Annotated in this window: 15 protein-coding genes; 11 read left to right on the top strand and 4 right to left on the bottom strand. The window is 73.1% G+C overall.

The genetic code is table 11. From position 1 onward, the window contains the following. The first annotated feature begins 8 nt into the window (after positions 1-8). A complete protein-coding gene (locus AH6_RS26420; protein ID WP_067485030.1) occupies positions 9-905 on the top strand; it encodes a DUF8083 family protein in 897 nt (298 codons plus the stop codon). A gap of 486 nt (positions 906-1391) precedes the next feature. After that, positions 1392-1595: a developmental transcriptional regulator BldC gene (gene bldC / locus AH6_RS26415; RefSeq protein WP_012850682.1), complete on the top strand. Its 204-nt coding sequence runs from the start codon at positions 1392-1394 to the stop codon at positions 1593-1595. A 358-nt stretch (positions 1596-1953) separates the two neighbouring features. On the opposite strand, the gene AH6_RS26410 is transcribed toward bldC, so the two are convergent. Next, on the bottom strand, positions 1954-2748 hold the full coding sequence (locus AH6_RS26410) for a TetR/AcrR family transcriptional regulator (RefSeq protein WP_083983476.1): 795 nt from the start codon (positions 2746-2748) through the stop codon (positions 1954-1956). 325 nt (positions 2749-3073) lie between these two features. Here AH6_RS26410 and AH6_RS26405 point away from each other — a divergent pair, with 325 nt between their 5' ends. From AH6_RS26405 to AH6_RS26390, 4 genes are all read left to right on the top strand, one after another. Further along, entirely contained in the window at positions 3074-4099 is a 1026-nt protein-coding gene (locus tag AH6_RS26405; RefSeq protein ID WP_245679474.1) for a LacI family DNA-binding transcriptional regulator, read from the top strand. A 275-nt stretch (positions 4100-4374) separates the two neighbouring features. After that, on the top strand, positions 4375-4611 hold the full coding sequence (locus AH6_RS26400) for a hypothetical protein (protein WP_067484971.1): 237 nt from the start codon (positions 4375-4377) through the stop codon (positions 4609-4611). A 217-nt stretch (positions 4612-4828) separates the two neighbouring features. After that, a complete protein-coding gene (locus AH6_RS26395) occupies positions 4829-5722 on the top strand; it encodes an N-acetylmuramoyl-L-alanine amidase (protein WP_245679473.1) in 894 nt (297 codons plus the stop codon). A 42-nt stretch (positions 5723-5764) separates the two neighbouring features. Further along, the gene (locus AH6_RS26390; RefSeq protein WP_157431730.1) at positions 5765-7267 is read left to right on the top strand and encodes a DUF7059 domain-containing protein; all 1503 of its coding nucleotides are present in this window, start codon (positions 5765-5767) and stop codon (positions 7265-7267) included. Positions 7268-7315: 48 nt separating this feature from the next. On the opposite strand, the gene AH6_RS26385 is transcribed toward AH6_RS26390, so the two are convergent. Both AH6_RS26385 and AH6_RS26380 read right to left on the bottom strand, forming a co-directional pair. After that, positions 7316-8491 carry a G1 family glutamic endopeptidase gene (locus tag AH6_RS26385; RefSeq protein ID WP_083983475.1) on the bottom strand — a complete coding sequence of 392 codons (1176 nt, stop codon included), beginning with the start codon at positions 8489-8491 and terminating at the stop codon, positions 7316-7318. Positions 8492-8572: 81 nt separating this feature from the next. Continuing rightward, complete coding sequence (locus tag AH6_RS26380; protein WP_067484953.1) at positions 8573-9649, bottom strand: quinone-dependent dihydroorotate dehydrogenase; 1077 nt, start codon at positions 9647-9649, stop codon at positions 8573-8575. A 239-nt stretch (positions 9650-9888) separates the two neighbouring features. Between AH6_RS26380 and AH6_RS44785 the strand changes: the two genes are divergently transcribed. Next, on the top strand, positions 9889-10059 hold the full coding sequence (locus AH6_RS44785; protein ID WP_169807911.1) for a DUF6243 family protein: 171 nt from the start codon (positions 9889-9891) through the stop codon (positions 10057-10059). A 67-nt stretch (positions 10060-10126) separates the two neighbouring features. Here the strand turns inward: AH6_RS44785 and AH6_RS26375 are convergent, their stop codons facing one another. Beyond that, complete coding sequence (locus tag AH6_RS26375; protein ID WP_067484950.1) at positions 10127-11215, bottom strand: hypothetical protein; 1089 nt, start codon at positions 11213-11215, stop codon at positions 10127-10129. A gap of 239 nt (positions 11216-11454) precedes the next feature. On the opposite strand from AH6_RS26375, the gene AH6_RS26370 reads away from it, so the two are divergent. The 4 genes from AH6_RS26370 (at position 11455) to AH6_RS26355 (ending at position 15967) form a co-directional block, all read left to right on the top strand. Next, complete coding sequence (locus AH6_RS26370) at positions 11455-12462, top strand: hypothetical protein (RefSeq protein ID WP_067484947.1); 1008 nt, start codon at positions 11455-11457, stop codon at positions 12460-12462. Between the two features lie 394 nt (positions 12463-12856). Then, a complete protein-coding gene (locus tag AH6_RS26365; RefSeq protein ID WP_067484944.1) occupies positions 12857-14173 on the top strand; it encodes an extracellular solute-binding protein in 1317 nt (438 codons plus the stop codon). 40 nt (positions 14174-14213) lie between these two features. Continuing rightward, positions 14214-15137: a carbohydrate ABC transporter permease gene (locus AH6_RS26360; RefSeq protein ID WP_067484942.1), complete on the top strand. Its 924-nt coding sequence runs from the start codon at positions 14214-14216 to the stop codon at positions 15135-15137. Further along, positions 15137-15967, top strand: coding sequence for a carbohydrate ABC transporter permease (locus AH6_RS26355; RefSeq protein ID WP_067484939.1), 831 nt, complete (start codon positions 15137-15139; stop codon positions 15965-15967). Before AH6_RS26360 ends, AH6_RS26355 begins: the two co-directional genes overlap by 1 nt. Positions 15968-15970 lie beyond the last annotated feature (3 nt).

Genomic DNA, 15970 nt, shown 5'->3' with positions numbered 1-15970 from the left:
ATGCGATGGTGCTTCCGTACGCCGCCTACCTACGGGTATACGAACCGGTGACCGCCTTCCCGGAACCGGCGCGGACGTTGTGGACGGCCTACGCCGACTCCCGGCGGCGGCCCCGCCGGGTGCGCGCGCTGGCCGCCGAGCAGGCCGAGGCGACCCGGCGGCTGGCCGCCGACCCGCCCGAGCCCGCGCCGGACCGGGAGAGCGGGCACGCCTACGTGCGGCGCTCCGGCGACATGCTCTACGTCTGCCCGTGGCAGACGCGGCTGCGCTCCTGGCAGGCGTTCGAGCGGTTCGCCGCGCAGACCCCGGCGGCGGTGACGGCCTGCTTCGTGCCGCCGCTGGTGGCCGCGCGCACCGCCGACGACTTCGAGCGCTGGAAGCGGGCGGGCCGGAGCCTGCGCCCCTGCATCCGGTCCAGCAACTGGCACGTGCCGCTGACGTGGTTCGTTCCCTTCGCCCACGCCGAGCGGTGCCTGCTGCTGGGCGGGCCGCCCGCCGGGGACGGCGAACCCGCGAACCGGGGCCCGGCGACGGCGGTCCCCGCGCGCACCCTTATCTACGTCACCTCCATGCCCGAGGCCCGCCGCCGGATCGCCGCCGCGCTGCCGGTCGTGCGCGACAACCTCGGCGAGGGGACGCGGGAGGCGCCGATGCTGGCCGCCGGGCGGCTGGAGGCGCTGGGCGACTGGCTGGAGGGGTTCCACCCCAAGGCCCTGGTCGAGCTGGACTACGGCGGGCTGGTGCACCTGCTGGACGACGACGCGCTGCGGGCCGACGAGTCGGTGGCCGAGGTCGGCGTCGCGGTCGCCGGGATGGCGCGCGGCGAGGTGGAGCTGGCGGTCGCGATGTACAAGCGGCTGCTGGCGCGCTGGCGTCCGATCCGCGCCCTGGAATCGGCGAACTGAATCGGCGGACTGGCGTCGCTTCCGCCCGTCCGTACCCCCTACGCTGGCCGGACCGCGCGCCGACGCACCGCCGGTCCGCCTGGCGGGGCGCCCGCGCTTCTCGCGCTACTGTGGCGCCGACGGCCGCGGAACCCGGTGGACAGTCCCGGATGAATCCCGAACTTCCGGCCGTAGCGCTCGTCCCTCACCTGGGGTTACAGCCGGTCGACCCGCCGTCCCCTGCGCCGAACTGAACAAATTTCCTGAATCCCTGCGCGATACGACTATACGTGTCGCTAGAATCACTCAGCGTGACCCGGCGACCACTCTGATGCGACATGAATCCCTACGAGGGGTGGCAAAGGTACTTGCTTGTTGCGATGAGTGGTGGCAAGGTTACACGTTGTGATGTCATAGTGGCTCTTTCGGGCCATAGGGGACATCAGTGACCACGCGAGATTAATCGCAGGATCGCTGTCATCGGTCCACGGAGGAGAGGCCGCACACATGTCAGCACGTACGCCAGAAGCCGAGCCCCTGTTGACGCCGGCGGAGGTGGCGACGATGTTCCGCGTTGACCCCAAGACCGTCACGCGCTGGGCGAAGGCCGGCAAGCTCACGTCCATCCGCACCCTGGGGGGACACCGGCGCTACCGCGAGGCCGAGGTACGGGCGCTGCTGGCGGGCATCCCGCAGCAGCGCTCGGAGTAGGGCATAGCCCTCTCCGGTCGGCGGACCCCGCCGCAGGGGCCGCCGGGCGCACGTCGCGCCAGTTTGGGGGGCGGTCAGGAGGCCGCTGAACACCCCCGCACGCCGCTTGCGCGTGGGGAACGGTTCAGAAGCCTCCCGGCCGGCAAGGACCGGGACCACGGTCGTCCGAGAACCGCGGTCCCGGCCCGCTCACCGTTTCGCCGGAAGTCCCGTCCGTGTGCGCGCACACCCGCGTGGGGTGCGTGTCCTCGGACGGGACTTTCGTATGCCCGGGGCCGCACGCCGGTGTGGCCGGAAGGCGAGGCCACCGGGCTGTCCCGGGGGACAGTCTTCGGTGTCCCGGTCCGCGGCGGGCCGGTCACTCTCCGGCGGCGTCCTGCGCGTCCTGCGGGCCCAGCTCCTCGCTCGCCAGCCGGTTGAACAGCTCCCCGATGCCCGCGTCGTGGTTCCCGGCCACGTGCAGCAGCACCACGAGCTGGTCGACCAGCAGCCGCTCCAGCTCGGGGCGCTCCAGGTCGCGGTTCTCCAGCCAGTCCAGCCCGGCGGTCTCGACCGACGCCATCCACGACCGCAACGTGATCCGCAACACCGGCGGCGGCGCCTCCACGCCCAGCGCGTGCAGGATGCGGCCCAGCAGCAGCTGGCGGATGCCGTCCACGATCTCGCCGACCTCGCCGGACCGGTCGGCCGGGCCGCCGCGCAGCAGCGCGGTGAAGCCGGCCGCGTGCCGCTCCACGAAGTCGAAGTAACGTTCCAGGGAGATCTGGAGCCGCTGCAGCGGGGTGCCCTCGGTGGGCGGCTCCAGCAGCACCGACAGCTGCTTGGCGGCGCTGCCCAGGGCGGCGATGTACAGCTCGTACTTGCCGCCGAAGTAGTGGTAGACCAGCGCGCGGGAGGCCCCGGCGGCGGCCGCCACGTCGTCGATGGAGATGTCCTCGGGCGGCCGGGTGCTGAACAGCTGGAGCGCGGCGTCGATCAGCTCGTCGCGGCGCTCGTCCACGCTGAGCCTGCGCCGCCCGCCCTGCCGCGCCTCGGGCCGCTCGGCCCGCTCGGCCCGCCGCCCGCGCGGAGCGGCGCCGCCGCGCGCCCTGGCGGCGGCCTTGCCCGCCGCCTTGCCGGCAGCCTTGTCATCCGCCACTACACGATCTCCCACCTGGGCAGGGTATCCGAGCCCGCGGGGCGGGGCGGCGCGACCGGCCGCCGCCGGGGCGCCCGGGGCGCTCCGGAACGCTCCCGGACGTCCTGTGATCCGGAACACCACAGGCCCGAACTCCCATTGGCGCCCGCCCGTTACTCGCTGTTGCGGCGATATGGGGCGAAGGAGGGGCATCATGGCATCTCCTCCCGAGTGAGGAGGGCGTGCCGGCCCGCTGCGACCCCGCGACGGCCCCGCGCGTCGAGGCGGCAGGTCCTGCAGGCCCCCCGGACGGAGAGCCATGTCAGCAAGCGAATCAAGCCCCCCGCGCCAAGGACGGACGGTGCCCGCCCCGCGGGCCCCGGCGCCCCCCGTCCCCAAGCCCACCATCCGCAACGTGGCCGAACGGGCCGGGGTGTCCAAATCCCTGGTGTCGCTGGTGATGCGCGGGTCGCCGCACGTCAGCGAACGCCGCCGCCAGGCGGTGCTCCAGGCCGCCCGGGAGCTCGGCTACCGGCCCAACGCGGTCGCCCGCAGCCTGGTCGAGGGCCGCACCCGGCTGATCGGCGCGATCGTCGCCGACCTGCACAACCCGTTCTTCGCCGAGTTCCTGGACGGGCTCCAGGAGAGCCTGCACGGCGCGGGCCTGCGGATGCTGGTCGGCAGCGGCCGCTGGGACCCGTTGTTCGAGGCCGAGGCCGTCGAGGCGTTCCTGGAGATGCGGGTGGACGGGCTGGTGCTGCTCAGCGTGGTGCCGGACTCGCTGAGCGAGGCGGCGGCCAGCGTCCCGGTGGTGGTGGTCGGCGAGCGCGACGTGCACGGCGTGGACATCGTGGTGGACGACGACGAGCTGGGGGCGAGCCTGGCCGTCGACCACCTGGTGGAGCTGGGGCACCGGCGCATCGCGCACATCGAGGGGGCGCCCTCCACCACCGCCCGCTACCGCCGCGCCGGGTACGAGAAGGCCATGAAGCGGCACGGCCTGGGCGACCAGATCGCCGTGGAGCCGGGCGACTTCACCGAGGAGGGCGGCTACCGGGCGGCGCGCACGCTGCTGCGCCGCGAGCCCCGTCCCACCGCGATCTTCGCGCCCAACGACCTGGTGGCCACCGGCGCGCTGTCGGCGGCCGACGAGCTGGAGCTGGCGGTGCCGGGCCAGGTCTCGGTGGTCGGCTACGACAACACGCACCTGGCCGCGATCCGGCACATCTCGCTGACCAGCGTCGACCAGCCGCGCCGCGACATGGGGCGGGTGGCGGCCGAGCTGCTGACCGCGCGCATCGCCGACTCGGCGCGCACGGCCCGGCAGACGCTGGTGACCCCGCACCTGGTGGTGCGCGCGACGACGGGACCGGTGCCCGCCTCCTGAACACGCTTCCGAGACGCTCCCGGAGAGAGTCGGCGGCCCGGCCGCGCGGGGTCCGCGGCAGGTCGATCGATCCTCTCGATCTGGTGCCGCGCGGGTAAGGGCCCGGCCAAGCCTGGCGCAATCGCAGGGCCGTCGCGCGCCCATGGCGGGTTAATGGACACACCGTTCGGCGGGTCGGGGAACCGTGCGCTCGGGCCGGCTCGGGGGAGGCGGTCCGGCCGGGACTCCGCCGAGTGGACACGGAGAAGGATCATGTTCACCAGGGGGGTTCATCCGTGCGTGATCCGGAATTGGTGTCGTGCGCGCAGCGCGCGGCGAGCGAGTTGGAGCGCGCGTGGTCGGAGTGGCGCCACGCGCGGGGGCTGGCCGAGCAGGTCTCCGAGTCCGTCGCCAGCTACGTGGCCCACTCGATCGACCACCCGTGGGGACGGCCCCGGGTGGTGCTGGGCCTGGACGCGGACGAGGCGCGCGCCCTCGCGGCGCTGCTCGGCAGGGAGGGCCCGCTCCGCTGACGGGACGGGCACGTTGACAGGACGGGCACGTTGACGGGGCGGCCGGGGCCGCGCGACCACCGGAAGGTCGCGGTCCCGGCCGTCCGGTTTTCCGCTTTTCCGCTTTCCTGCTTTGTCCCTATGTTCTGCGCTTATTCGGAGAAGTGCGTTTGACGTACGCGGACCGGTGTGCAGACTGTCAAGGTCGATAACGAACCCATCACGGGAGGACGAGCCTGTGCGCATCCACCGAAGCGGTACGGCGGCCCCGGGGCGCGCGCCGGGCCTCGCGCTCGGCCTCGTGCTCGGGCTGGGCGCCCTCACCGGCTGCGGGCTCGGCTCGTCCGGCAAGGAGACGAGCCCGCCCAGGACGGGCGAACCGGTCCAGCCGCCCGCGGCGACGGCCCCGGCGGGCGGGACGGCGAGCCAGCCGCCCGCCTCCGAGGACACCGGCGACGGCGGCGCGGCCGACGCGCTGCGCGGCAAGACCATCGTGATCGACCCGGGCCACAACGGCGGCAACGCCAAGAACCCCAGTGCGATCGCCAAGCAGGTCGACATCGGCAACGGCCGCAAGGAGTGCGACACCACCGGCACCGAGACCAACGCCGGGTACGCCGAGAGCGCCTTCACCTGGGACGTGTCGAACCGGCTGGCCAAGCTGCTGCGCGCGCAGGGCGCCAACGTCGTGCTGACCCGGCACAACGACACCGGCGTCGGGCCGTGCATCAACGAGCGGGCCGCCATCGGCAACCGCGCCAAGGCCGACGCGGCGTTGTCGATCCACGCCGACGGGGCCGGGGCCGCCCAGCACGGCTTCCACATCATCGAGCCGGTCGCGGTGAAGGGCTTCAACGCCAAGGCGGTGCCCGCCTCGCAGAAGCTGGGCCGCGCCATCCGCGACGGCTACCACGAGGGCACCGGCGTCGCCTACTCCAACTACCGGGGCACCAAGGCGCTCGACCCGCGCAGCGACCTCGGCGGGCTGAACCTGTCCACGGTGCCGAAGGTGTTCATCGAGTGCGGCAACATGCGGAACGCGGGCGACGCGGCCAAGTTGTCCAGCGCGGCGTTCCGGCAGAAGATCGCGCAGTCGCTGGTGACCGGCTTCGACAAGTACTTCACCTCCTGACCCGGTGCCTCCTGCCCCGGTCGGGGCGGCGCAGCGGGCAGGATGGGGCGGGTGTCCGAACGTGAACAAGCCCTGAAGCGCGCCGGTGACCTGCTCACCGGCGCCGATTACACCGTCGCGGGCGTCCGCGCCCTGCTCGGCCCCGTCGCGGGCGGCGCGCTGGCCCGTGACGAGATCGTGCCCGCGCTGCGCGCCACCGGCGGCGGCTCGCCGCTGGAGACGCTGACCCGGCTGCTCTGGATCCAGGAACCGGTCCCGGCGGGCGCGCTGGCGGGCGCGGCCGACCTGGTGGCGGCCGGGCTGGCCGCCGAGTCCGGCGGGGAGTTGCGGCCGCTGCTGCGCGTGGAGCCGCTGGAGTCGGTCACCGGGGCGGGCCACGCGGGGTACGCGGTCTCGGATCTGAAGGTGCGGCCCGGCTCGGGGGAGCGGGTGCGGCCCGATCACGTGGTGGGCGTCGGGGGCGCGTCGGGGAGCCTCGCCCGGCTGGTTGTCCACAGCCCTGTGGACAACGTTCTCGACCTCGGGACGGGCTGCGGCGTGCAGGCGCTGCACGTCGCCGACCCGGCCGTCCGGCCCCGCCCGGCGGCCCTCACCGCGACCGACGTGAACCCGCGCGCGCTGCGGCTGGCGGGCATGAGCTTCGCGCTGTCCGGGCTGGACGGCGTGGAGCTGCTGGAGGGGTCGTTGCTGGAGCCGGTGCGGGGGCGGCGCTTCGATCTGATCGTGTCCAATCCGCCGTTCGTGGTGGCCCCCGGCGACGGCGAGCGCTACGTGTACCGCGAGTCGGGGATGGCGGGCGACGAGTTCTGCCGCCGGCTGGTGGTCGGGGCTCAGGAAATGCTTACTGAGCAGGGGTATTGCCAGCTTCTGGCCAACTGGCTGCACGTCGACGGGGTGCCCTGGGAGGAGCGCGTCGGGGCCTGGGCGAGCGAGTCCGGATGTGAGGCGTGGATCGTCCAGCGGGACGTCCAGGACCCGGCCGAATACGCCGAGTTGTGGCTGCGCGACTCGGTCGAGACGGGCACCCCGGAGTACCGCCGCCGCTACGCGCGGTGGCTGGCGGACTTCGAGCGGCAGGGCGTCACGGGGGTCGGATTCGGGTGGATCACGTTGCGCCGCACGGGTGTCGCGGACCCCGCCGTGCGGGTGGAGGAGTTGCGCCATCCGGTCGAGCAGCCGGTGGGCGCGTACGTGGACCGGGTAGTGGACGGGCTGGCCGCCGCGCAGGAGTTTTCCACAAGTTGTGCACAACTGTTGCGGACGGCCGCCGGGGTCGTCCAGGAGCAGATCGGCGCGCCCGGGGCCGAGGACCCCGAGCGCATCCTGCTGCGGCAGACCGGGCGGCTCGGCCGGGCGGCCGGGGTGCACTCGGTCGAGGCGGCGCTCGCGGGCGTCTGCGACGGCACGATCCCGCTGGAGCCGCTCGTCGGCGCGATCGCCCAGCTGATGGGGCTGGACGCGGCCGAGGTGCGGGCGCACGCGGCGGCGGTCCTGCCGGAGCTGGTCGCCGACGGCTTCTTCGAGGTGGTCCCGGACGCCCTGTGAGTCCGGCTGCGCTGTGAGCCCGGCTGCGCGGCGGGCCCGGCCGTGCCGTCAGGGGCGGCCGGTCCCGCACGACCGCCAGGCCAGCGACCAGCGCGAGGTCCCCTTGCGGCCCTTGGCCACCCGCGAGGGCTGCAACAGGATCTTGTCGGTGGCCCCCTCCTCCAGCCGCGTGTACTGGGGACGGCGCAGCTTGCGGAGCGGGACGCGGGCCTTGTTCCGCCACCCGGTCGCGAACCAGGAGTCGGTGACGGCGATCCGGTTCCCGACCGGCCTCGGCAGCGAGGAGAACGGCCGCTTCGGGTTGTCGCTGACGGTGGAGCGCTCGGCGATGACCTCGGCGCTGGCCCCGTCGTAGAAGCGCTTGACCGGCTTGCCGTCGATGTGGTGCCAGGGCCCCAGGATCAGCCGCTTGCGGGTGCTGATGTTGTAGAAGCGGAAGGTCACCGAGGGCCGCCGCCCGGCCCGGTAGACCGTCTGGGCCTTGATCCTGTGGCCCGCCTTGACCTTGAGGCCGCGCACCTGCACCTCGCGGGTGTCGTAGGCGGTGCGGCCCCGGCGGATGTCGATGGCCTCCCACCAGATGTAGGGGTGGCCGCGAAGGTCGGTGTTGGTGCCGTTCTGGAGCAGGCCGCGCGTCCGGGCGCCGTTTCCGCCCAGGCCCGGCCAGATGGAGTTGGCCGGGACGGAGCCCGCCTTCCGGCAGGAGGCCATGTCGTACCGGGGCTGGATCCAGGTCGCCGACGCCTGCTTCCACTTGCGGCGGCGCGGGGCCGACGCGGCGGTGCCGACGACGCCCGCCCAGTTCCGGGATGCCGCGACGCCGCCGTTGGACCGGCCGGTGTGACAGAAACTCGGCTCGACCGCGTCGTACCCGACGTTCTCGGCGGTCCATTCGGCCAGTTCGGGGCCGCCGGAAGGGCGCTCGGGGTAGCCGTAGCGCTCCAGTTCCGCGGCGGAGGCGGTCCGGGCGTCCCAGCCGTCGGGCGGCAGCGTGACCTCCATCGGCGCGCCGGGGAAGGCGAACTCGGCCGTGCGGGGCACGGCCGCCGCCCGCTGCCCGGGGACGGGCCGGGGCGCGTAGGGCCGGGTCATCGGGACGGTGCGGCAGTCGGCTCCGGCCGGGTCCGGCAGGGCCGGGGCCTGGCGGGCCGGGGCGGCGGCCAGCGCCGGTTCGGCGGTGAGGGCGACGGCGGCGCAGGCGAGCACGGTGATCACTGGTCTCATGGGTGATCACTGTTGCCGGGCCGCCGGGCGCGGGCCCGCCGTGACCCGGCGCGGCCGGGCAAAAAGATCACCGCCGTCGCGTCAAGCGCGGCGGCGCGCGTCCGCCAGCGTCGCGAACGTGCTGCCGCGCAGCCGCCGGGCCAGGTCGCGGTGCACCCGGTGGGCCCACAGCGGCCCGCCGTAGATCATGCCGGTGTAGCCCTGGACGAGGGTCGCCCCGGCCCGGACGCGCTCCCACACGTCGTCGGCGTTCTCGACGCCGCCGACCGACACCAGCGTGAGGCGGTCGCCGGTGCGCGCGCGCAACCGCCGCAGCACCTCCAGCGAGCGTTCCTTGAGGGGCGCGCCCGACAGCCCGCCGGTCTCCTTGACCAGCTCGGCGGGGCTGGCCAGGCCGTCGCGGGCGATGGTGGTGTTGGTGGCGATGATGCCGTCCAGGCCCAGTTCGAGGGCGAGGTCGGCGACGGCGTCCACGTCGTCGTCGGCCAGGTCCGGCGCGATCTTCACCAGCAGCGGGACGCGCCGCTCGCTCACCCGGTCGGCGGCCTCGCGCACGGCGGTCAGCAGCGGCCGCAGGTGCTCGACGGCCTGGAGGTTGCGGAGCCCAGGGGTGTTGGGCGAGCTGACGTTGACCACCAGGTAGTCGGCGTAGGGGGCCAGGCGCTCGGTGCTCAGCACGTAGTCACCGGTCGCCTCCTCCTCCGGGACGACCTTGGTCTTGCCGATGTTGACGCCCACGACCGTGCCCGGCTTCCGGGCCCGCAGCCGTCGCGCCGCGTCCTGCGACCCGTGGTTGTTGAAGCCCATCCGGTTGATGACGGCCCGGTCCCGCACCAGCCGGAACAACCGCGGTTTGGGGTTGCCGGGCTGCGCCTGCCCGGTCAGCGTGCCGATCTCGACGTGCCCGAACCCGAACGCGCCGAGCGCCTCGTAGGCCACCGCGTCCTTGTCGAACCCGGCCGCCAGCCCCAGCGGCCCGGGGAACTCCAGCCCGAGCGCCCGCACGGCCAGCCCCGGATCGCGCGGCGCGAGCACCCGCCGGACCAGCGGCGCGCCCCCCGGGATCGCCTGGACGAGACGCAGGCCGCGCATCGTCCAGTGATGGGCGGTCTCGGCCGAGATCCGCGTGATGACGTGGGTGAACACAAGTCGATACATCACGGCCGATTATCGCAGAGGGACCAGCCGGAAAACCGGTTGAGGGGCGGGGACGGCCCGCCTAGCCTGACCGACATGTTGCTCCATGCCCGGGCCGCCCAGGGGTGGCCCTTCCAGAAGCGGACCTACCGCGACCGCCCGGCCCTCCGGCCCGCCCGGGGCGCGAACGGCTGAGACCCGCGCTCCCCGGGACACGGGCCGAGATGCCGCGAATCCATCTCTGCCTATCGGGAGACAGCATGGCCAAGGGCCGTAACGGACTGCTGGGCGTCGGCGGCCAGCGCAAGAAGATCGCTCGTCGCGAGCTGCGCGGCGGGCAGGCGGGCGGCGCGGGCGGCACCAACGCGCTCGCCCAGAAGCGCGAGCTGCTGCGCAAGATGCAGGAGCGCAACGCCGAGAAGAACGCGTGACACACGGCCCGGCCGGGGAGTCCCCGGCCGGGCCTACACGATTGCGCTGATCGCGGCCGCCGGTGGGTCAGGCGCGGCCGAAGGCCCGTCGGACCTGAAGCCGGACCTCGCGGCTGGTGCCCCGCACCATCGCGCGCACCCACGCGGCCGGTTCGCGCACCGACACCCGCCAGGCCGAGTGCATCCCGCGTCCGGCGGGCAGCAGCACGCTCGCCTTCACCCAGCGGGACGGGGTCACGACCGTGACCCGCCACACGGCGGCGACGCCCAGGGCGACCGGCCGCAGCGCGTAGCGCCACACCAGCACCGCCGGGATCACGAACAGCACCCGGCCCAGCCAGCGCAGCCCGGTCCCGATCACCCGCCACGCCCACGCCAGGCTTCCGGTGAACGCGTGCCAGAACGCCGCCAGCACCATCCCCGTGCCCCGCCCGAAGCGGGCGAGGAGCCCGCCCAGCCAGCGCGCCGCCCAGCCGAGCCCGACCAGCGGGGGCCGCAGCACGTACCGCCACAGCAGGACCAGCGGCAGCACCACCAGCCATTCGATGGTCTTGCCGACGCCGATGGCGGCCATCCGCAACAACCACCACGCTCCGCGCGCGATCGCGACGACCGGCCGCACCACGAGCAGGTCCAGGACCGTCGCCAGCGCGCGGCCGACGGGAGCCAGCAGCGTCCGGTAGAACCAGCGGCTGAACCTGCCCGTCCCGCGCCCGAAGACCCGCAGCGCCGCCCAGATCACGCTGACGAACAACCAGTGCAGCGGCCGGGCGACGCCGTTGCGCCACAACCAGCCGAGGCCCGAGCCGACCACCCGCACGCCCGACCAGACGCCGCGCCCCACCCACGCGAAGCCGCGTCCGATCGGGGCGAGCACGTACTTGTAGAAGGCGCGCGCGGCGCGGCCCAGCGGCTTCGCCAGCCACCGGGGTGACCGGAACAGGCCAAGCAGCAGCTCGTAGCAGAGCCGCACCGGCAGGACGACCACGAGCGCGATGATCCGGGCCGGGACGACGATCCACGGCGGACCGGCGGGCCGCGCGGGAACGGCGGGCGTGGCGGGCACGGCGGCGGGGCCGTCCGCCTTCACCAGCGTCACCGGCCCGGCGACGCCCGGCCCGGTGGCGTCCGTCCGAGGCTTCTGCCGCGTCTCCAATGCCTTCGCCCCTCGCTCGTCCTCGCTGCTCTTTTTGTTAGAGACCTCCCGCGGTGCGCGGGTTCCCCTGCTTCGGAGTGTCGCCTCTCACCGCGTCCCGGGTGAGGGACCGGTGTCCTGATCCGCGCGGGACCGGCCGTTGAACCCGTGCCGCGCCCCTCCCCGTACTGCTCCACGATCCGGGAGAGCGGTGCGGCCGCTCCGCCTCGATCGACCGGAACCGAGACGGAGGAGACGAGATGCAATTCCCACGTTGGGCGATCCCCGCGGCGGCCGCCCTGACCGCGACCGGGGTGCTGGTCACCGCCTGCGGCCAGGAGCAGGGCGGCGCGCAGCGCAACAGCTCGGCAGGGCTGAAGCAGTCCCCGGCCGCCGAGGCGCCCGCCGAGGAGGCCGGGACCCCGGCGGCGTCGGCGCTGGAGGTCGCGAGCGTCGGCAAGCTCGGCAAGGTCGTCACCGACGGGGAGGGGCGCACCCTCTACCGCTTCGACAACGACACCGCCCGGCCGCCCGCCTCGACCTGCGCCGACGCCTGCGCCAAGGCGTGGCCGCCGATGTGGGCGGGCCAGCAGGACCCGCAGGTCAAGGGCGTGGACGAGGCCCTGGTCGGCAAGGTGCGGCGGCCGGACGGCAAGTGGCAGGTCACGCTGGGCGGCTGGCCGCTGTACAAGTACGCCAAGGACCAGAGCCCCGGCGACGTCAAGGGGCAGGGCGTCGGCGGCACCTGGTACGCCAGCGCGCCGGACGGCAAGAAGGCCGGGGTGAAGGCGGCGACGCCGCCCGCGCAGGCCGAGCAGGAGCCCAACGGCGACAACGCGGCGGGCGGCCGGTGGGCCGGGTGGACCACGATCAAGGTCCGGCGGGACGCGACGCTCGGCATGATCGTCACCGACGGCAAGGGCCGGACGATGTACCGGTTCGACAAGGACCGCCCCAAGGTCAGCAACTGCTCGGGCGACTGCCGCGCCAAGTGGCCGATCGTGACGTTCAACGGCTTCAAGAAGCTCAAGGTCGAGGGCGTCGACAAGGCGCTGGTGAGCTTCATCGAGCGCAAGGACGGCAAGCCGGGCGAGTGCCAGCTCCTCATCAACGGCTGGCCCATGTACTACTTCGCCAAGGACGCGAAGGCCGGGGACACCAAGGGCCAGGCCGTGCAGAACGTGTGGTGGGCGGTCTCGCCGCAGGGGAAGAAGGTCACCGCGAAGGCCGACGCCGGGGGCGACGATGGCTATGGAGGCGGCTACTGAACCGCGCCGGGGCTTCCGAGAGCGGCAGGGCCGCGGACCTGCGGGGGTCCGCGGCCCTGCCGCCGTCCGGAGCGGGCCGTCCGGGTCAGCCCTGCGGGCCGGTCCAGGTGGCGGGGACGTGGCCGACGCGCACCCGCTGCGGGTGGGCTCCTGTCGCCCGGCAAGGCCCAATTCCGCCTCCGTGTCCTCCGCGGCCGGAGTCGGACGCGAGAGGGGGAACGCGTGCCCGTCGTGTTGCGGACGTGCCGCGTGTTTGCGGTGGGTCGCCTCTTCCTTACCGTGCGCGAATCGTGTCTCGACATGCCCGGGGTCCGGTGTTTGAGTGGAGGTCGGTCCCGCCATGCATGCGGCCCGGCGAAGCGCCCGCAGGTGGTGGGAGGCTTCGGGAGGCCCGATGGTCGAGCGAGCGAGGAAGCGGTACGGCGGACGGGGCCGCGTCGCCCGGGGCGCGGCGGCGCTGGCGCTGCTGGCCAGCGGGCTGGCGGCGTGCGGCGGTGAGGGCGGCACCCCCACGCTGCGCTGGTACATCAACCCCGACAGCGGCGGCCAGGCCAAGCTCGCCGCCTCGTGCACCAAGGCGTCCGGCGGGAAGTACCGGATCGAGACGTCGGTGCTGCCCAACGACGCCACCCAGCAGCGCGAGCAGCTCGTCCGGCGGCTCGCCGCCAAGGACTCCGGGCTCGACATCATGAGCCTGGACCCGGTGTTCGTCGCCGAGGCCGCCAACGCCGGGTTCCTGCGCCCCTTCACCGACGCCGAACGGCCGCAGTTCACCCAGGGCGTGTTCCCTCCGGCGGTGGAGAACTCCACCTGGGAGGGCAAGCTGTACGGCGCACCGTTCTGGGCCAACACGCAGTTGCTCTGGTACCGCAAGTCGGTCGCGCGGAAGGCGGGCGTGGACCCGTCGGCCGCCGACTTCACCTGGGACAAGATGATCGACGCGGCGGTGCGCACCGGCAGCACCGTCGGCGTGCAGGGCAACCGGTACGAGGGCTACATGGTCTGGGTGAACGCCCTGATCGCCTCGGCCGGCGGGAAGATCATCAGCGCCGCCGAGCGCGGCGACGAGGCCGCCATCGACATCGACTCCCCGGCCGGGCGGCAGGCCGCCACGATCATCGCCAAGCTGGCGCGGTCGAAGGCCGCCGGGCCCACCATCGCCACCGACGACGAGGAGGCGGCCCGCTCCCTGCTGAACGGGGCGCGCGGCGGCTTCATGGTCAACTGGGGTTACATCTGGCGGGCCGAGAACGGCGACGCCAAGGACGGTGTCATCGACAAGTCCATCCCCGGCGACCTCGGCTGGGCCCCCTACCCGAAGGTCGCCGCCGGGCAGGACAGCAAGCCCCCCTTCGGCGGCATCGAGCTGGGCATCGGCGCGTACGGCAAGCACAAGGACCACGCCGTCGAGGCCGTCAGGTGCATCACCTCGACGCCGAACATGAAGTTCTACATGCTCGACTCCGGCAACCCGGCGGCCCGGCCCGAGATCTTCGACGACCCCGACGTGGTCAAGGAGTTCCCGATGGCGCCGCTGATCCGCGACTCGATCAACCGCGCCGCGCCCCGGCCGATCACGCCCTACTACACCGACGTGTCGGGTGCGGTGCAGAGCCGCTGGCACCCGCCCGCGTCGGTGGACCCCTCGTCCACGCCGCGCCGGTCCGGCGAGTTCGTCCGCCAGGTCCTGCGCGACGAGGCGCTGCTGTGACGCCCGCCGCCGTGCCCACCGGAGGTGCGCTGTGACGACGATGGACAAGGCGCCCGCGCCACCTGCGCGCGGCCGGGCGCAGATCTCCGACCGCGGCCGGGCGGAACGGCGGCTCGGTCTCATCCTGGCGGCCCCGGCCGTGGTCGTGATGTTGCTGGTGACGGCCTACCCGCTGCTGAACGCGCTCTGGTTGTCGCTGTTCAGCTACCGGCTCACCGCCCCCGACGACCGCGAGTTCGTGTGGTTCGCCAACTACGCGACCGCGCTCAGCGACGGGCTGTTCTGGTCCGACGTGTTCACCACCTTCCTCATCACCGCGATCACGGTGGGCGTGGAGCTGGTGATCGGGTTCGGGCTGGCGCTGGTGATGCACCGGGCGGTCTTCGGGCGGCGCACGGTGCGCACCGCGATCCTGGTGCCCTACGGCTTCGTCACCGTGATCTCGGCGTTCGCCTGGTTCTTCGCCTTCGACCTGGCCTCGGGCTTCGTCAACCCGTGGTTCGGGCTCGGCGACCACGCCTGGTTCTCGGGCCGCTGGTCCTCGCTGTTCGTGATCATCCTGTCGGAGATCTGGAAGACCACCCCGTTCGTGTCGCTGTTGCTGCTGGCCGGGCTCGCGCAGGTGCCCGGCGACCTCGGCGAGGCCGCGACGGTGGACGGCGCGACCGCCTGGCAGCGGCTCTGGCGGGTGACCGTCCCCAACATGAAGGCCGCCATCATGGTCGCGGTGTTGTTCCGCGCCCTGGACGCCTGGCGGATCTTCGACAACATCTTCATCATGACCCGGGGCCAGGAGGGCACCGAGTCGTTGTCGTTCCTGACCTACCGGCAGGGCATCGAGCGGACCTCCATCGGCATGGGCAACGCGGTCGGCGTGCTGCTGTTCCTGTCGGTGCTGGTCATCGCGGCGGTGTTCATCAAGGGATTCCGGGTGGACCTGTCCCGGGTGCGAGGTGACCGCTGATGGAGTCGGCCCGTTCCAAGTGGCTGTGGATCGTCGCCTCGGCGCTGATCCTGGTCTGGTCGTTGTTCCCGATCCTGTGGATCGTGATGCTCTCGTTCAAGCAGCCGGGCGAGGTCGGCAACAAGCCCGGCTTCCTGCCCGACGACTGGACGTGGGAGAACTACCGGACGGTCTTCGAGACCGACCTGTTCACCTCCGCGCTGGTCAACTCGATCGGCATCTCGCTCATCGCCACCTTCGTCGGGGTGGTGTTCGCGACGCTGGTGGCCTACGCGATCGCGCGGCTGGAGTTCCCCGGCAAGAAGCTGATCCTGTCGTTCGCGCTGGCGATCGCGATGTTCCCGGTGGTGTCGCTGGTCGGGCCGCTGTTCAACCTGTGGCGCGACGTCGGGCTGTACGACACCTGGCCGGGGCTGATCATCCCCTACATCTCGTTCGCGCTGCCGCTGGCGATCTGGACGTTGTCGGCGTTCTTCCGCGAGATCCCGTGGGAGATGGAGCAGGCCGCGCAGGTGGACGGGGCCACCACCTGGCAGGCGTTCCGCAAGGTGATCGTGCCGCTGGCCGCGCCCGGGGTGTTCACCGCCGCGATCCTCACCTTCTTCTTCTGCTGGAACGACTTCGTGTTCGGCATCTCGCTCACCTCCTCCGACCGCGCCCGGCCCGTCCCGGCCGCGCTCGCGTTCTTCACCGGGGAGTCGCAGTTCGAGCAGCCCGCCACCGCGATCTGCGCCGCCGCCGTGGTGGTGACGATCCCGGTCGTGGTCATCGTGCTGCTGTTCCAGCGCCGCATCGTGGCCGGGCTCACGTCCGGCGCCGTCAAGGGATAGGGG

Origin of the sequence: Actinomadura hibisca NBRC 15177 (genome assembly GCF_001552635.1) — a bacterium.
GTDB classification, from domain to species: Bacteria; Actinomycetota; Actinomycetes; order Streptosporangiales; family Streptosporangiaceae; genus Spirillospora; species Spirillospora hibisca.
This window is presented reverse-complemented; position numbering and strand designations above follow the sequence as displayed.